4 protein-coding genes are annotated in these 3,230 nt (G+C 70.9%); 3 read left to right on the forward strand and 1 reads right to left on the reverse strand.

The window, feature by feature from the left end; all coding sequences use genetic code 11:
* Nucleotides 1–99: 99 nt before the first annotated feature.
* Nucleotides 100–1,014 (reverse strand): glycosyltransferase family 2 protein, encoded by a 915-nt coding sequence (locus G9H71_RS21805; protein ID WP_166284868.1) that lies wholly within the window; start codon nt 1,012–1,014, stop codon nt 100–102.
* A gap of 140 nt (nt 1,015–1,154) precedes the next feature.
* Between G9H71_RS21805 and G9H71_RS21810 the strand changes: the two genes are divergently transcribed.
* The 3 genes from G9H71_RS21810 to G9H71_RS25385 all read left to right on the forward strand — a co-directional run.
* Nucleotides 1,155–1,826 carry a glycosyltransferase family 2 protein gene (locus G9H71_RS21810; protein ID WP_166284869.1) on the forward strand — a complete coding sequence of 224 codons (672 nt, stop codon included), beginning with the start codon at nt 1,155–1,157 and terminating at the stop codon, nt 1,824–1,826.
* Nucleotides 1,827–1,843: 17 nt separating this feature from the next.
* Nucleotides 1,844–2,203: a DUF2304 domain-containing protein gene (locus G9H71_RS21815; protein ID WP_166284870.1), complete on the forward strand. Its 360-nt coding sequence runs from the start codon at nt 1,844–1,846 to the stop codon at nt 2,201–2,203.
* Between the two features lie 4 nt (nt 2,204–2,207).
* Nucleotides 2,208–3,230: glycosyltransferase family 4 protein (locus tag G9H71_RS25385; RefSeq protein WP_166284871.1), on the forward strand; the 1,023-nt coding region annotated here is incomplete at its 3' end.

The following is a 3,230-nucleotide window of genomic DNA, read 5'->3' on the forward strand; positions in this document are numbered from 1 at the left end:
CATCGCCTCGACCTACTCGTGGTACCTCGAGAACGAGGGCACGCTCGTCCGGCGCTGACGATCCTGGGCAGGCCGGCCCGTGCTCGGGCGAAGGACCAGCTAGCGCAGGGCCAGCAGCTCCGGGCGGAGCCGCCCGTTGAACCCGTCGCGGATGCCGTGCAGGCGGGCCCGCACCTCGCCGAGGCTCCCGCCGCGGCGCAGGGCCACCTTGGCCACCTGCTTGCCCATCACCGCTCCGGTCTGCAGGAGCGAGAACGGGATGCTGCGCCGGCGGTGCCGGCGGAGCACGAGCAGTTGGTTGCGGGTCGCGAGGTAGGGCGGGGTGTAGCCCGGCGACTGCCACGCGAGCGCGCCGCCCGCGATCCGGACCCGGCGCCCGTGCTCACGGACCGTGGCCTGGAAGTCCACCTCCTCGAAGTACAGGAAGTAGGCCTCCGGCAGCGGCCCGGCCTCAGTCAGCGCCTCGCGGCGCACGAGCAGGGCCGCGCCGTCGGCCCACGGCACGTCGTGCGAGGGCTGGCGCAGGGTGGCGTCGAGTGGGGTGTGCATGTCGGGGTGCCAGCAGGTCCCTGTCCAGGGCCGGATCGCGCCCCCGCCGGACCAGGTCACGTTGTCGCGCCCCCGCCAGCCCAGCACCGGAGCGCTGATGCCGACGCTGGGCGAGCTCAGCAGCTCGGCCGCCATGCGCTCGATGCAGTCGCTCTCCAGGACGACGTCATGGGTGAGCATGAGCACCGCGTCGGGCGCGCTCTCCAGGGCGCTGGCGATGCCCGCGTTCATGCCGGTGGCGTAGCCCCCGTTGGTGCTGAGAGCCAGCAGTTCCACGCCCGGCGCACGGCCGGCGTCGAGGTCGCGGCGGATCGCGTCGACGTGCTCGGCGCCGGACGCGTTGTCGACGAGGATCACCCGGTCCGGCGGGAGCGTGGAGCGTCCCACCGCGGAGATGGTGTCGAGGGTGTCGGGCCAGCGCTTGTAGTTGAGGATCACCGCGACGTAGCGCAGGGCACTGCTCACGGACGGCCCGTCTCGCCCTGCATCACGTAGCCTCCCAGAATCGGTGCGCGACGCGCCGGAGTATAGGCAAGCCCTAGCAGGCGGCACCGTACGCGCGAGGTGCCACCATTGAGCGGCATCGCCCGGACCGAGGAAGCGAGATGACGAACAAGGACACCTGCCTCGTCGTCCCCGTCTACAACGAAGCCGCGGTCGTGCGCGAGGTCGTGGAGGAGGCGCTGACCCGGTTCGAGCACGTGATCTGCGTCGATGACGGGAGCACTGACGACTCGGCCGCGCAGGTCCAGTTGACCAATGCGGTGCTCGTCCGCCACCCCGTGAACCTCGGGCAGGGCGCCGCGCTGCAGACGGGCATCGAGTACGCACTGCACGACCCGAGCATCCAGTACCTCGTCACCTTCGACTCGGACGGCCAGCACCGACTCGACGACGCCGAGCGGATGGTGGAGCAGCTGCGTCGTGACGAGGCGGACATCGTCTTCGGGTCGCGTTTCCTCGACTCGTCCACTCAGGTCGGCGGGCTGAAGCGGGTCGTGCTGAAGCTGGCGGTGCACTACACGAACCTCACGTCGGGCGTCCACCTGACCGACGCGCACAACGGGCTCCGCGCGTTCAATCGGCGAGTCGCCGAGACGCTCAACATCCGGCGCTCGGGCATGGCGCACGCCTCCGAGATCGTCGAGACGGTCGGGAAGGCGAAGCTCCGTTACGTGGAGACGCCGGTGACGATCCTCTACACCGACTACTCCAAGGCCAAGGGGCAGTCCGTCCTCAACTCGGTGAACATCCTCTTCGACCTGTTCTTCCGCTGAAGCGTGCAGGAGACCTGATGCTTATCCAGTACCTGCTCGTCGCAGGCGTCGTCATCGTGCTCGTCAGCTTCCTGCGCAATCGCAATGCTCTCCGGTTCCAGGCTGGGAAGAAGATCCTCTTCGCGGTCTTCCTCGTGGCGTGCGTGGTGTCCATCGTCCGCCCGTCGCTGCTCTCCACGGTCGCCGACTGGGTGGGGGTCGGCCGAGGCGCGGACCTGCTGCTGTACGCCCTGATCGTCGCCTTCGCCTTTGTCTCGATCAACACCTACCTCAAGTTCAAGGACTACGACGAGCGGCTGACCCGGCTCGCGCGGCAGCTGGCGATCAGCGAGGCCCGGTTGCGGGTCGCCCGCGGTGGCGACGAGGAGCACCTGTAGCCCCGTGCACATCTGCATCGCCTTCGACTGCCTCTTCCCCTGGACCCACGGCGGTGGCGAGCGCTGGTACCGCGCCCTCGCGGACGAGTACGTCCGGCACGGCCACCGGGTCACGTACCTCACCCGTCAGCAGTGGCCCGACGACTCGCCGCCGGAGATCCCGGGGGTGGAGGTAGTCGTCGTCTCGCCCGCGAGCGAGCTCTACGGCGAAGGCGGCGCCCGGCGCATCGGCCCCGCGCTGGAGTTCGCCCGCGGCGTCTTCCTGCACCTGCTGCGGCACCGCCGGTTCTACGACGTCGTCGAGGTCTCCCAGACTCCGCCCCTCACCGTGCCTGCCGCTCGGCTCGCGCTGCTCGGCGCGCGCCAGCGCATGGGGGTCGACTGGATGGAGGTGTGGAGCAACGCTTACTGGCGGCGCTACCTCGGCCCTGTCGGGGGAACGCTCGGCATCGTGCTTCAACGCGCCTCGGCCGTCCTCTCGCCGCTGGCGATCGCGCACGGCCGGCTGACGTACGAGCGACTGCCCGCGGCCGGCGCCCGTCGTGAGCGGCTGCTCCTGCCGGGCCTGATCTATCGCACCGAGCAGCCGCCGCCGACCCTCGACCCGCCTCCGGACCCCCACGTGCTCTTCGTGGGCAGGCACATCCCCGAGAAAGGCGTGACCGCGGTTCCGGACGCCGTCGCACGCGCGCGCCGGGAGCTCCCCGGGCTGCGGGCGACGGTCCTCGGCTCCGGCCCGGTGACGGCGCAGGTGCGCAGCCGCGTCGACGAGCTCGGGCTCGAGGACGTGATCGACCTGCCGGGGTTCGTGCCCGAGGATGAGCTCGAGGACCGGTTGCGGGGCGCGACCGCGCTGCTCTTCCCGTCCGAGCGCGAGGGCTTCGGCCTGGTGGTGGTCGAGGCGTCGGCGGTGGGGACGCCGACGATCGTCGTCGCCGGTCCCGACAACGCGGCCGTCGACCTGGTCGAGCACGACGTGAACGGGTTCGTCGCACCGAGCCGGGACGCCGACGACCTCGCCGCCGCG

Source organism: Motilibacter deserti (assembly GCF_011250635.1).
Lineage (GTDB): Bacteria > Actinomycetota > Actinomycetes > Motilibacterales > Motilibacteraceae > Motilibacter_A > Motilibacter_A deserti.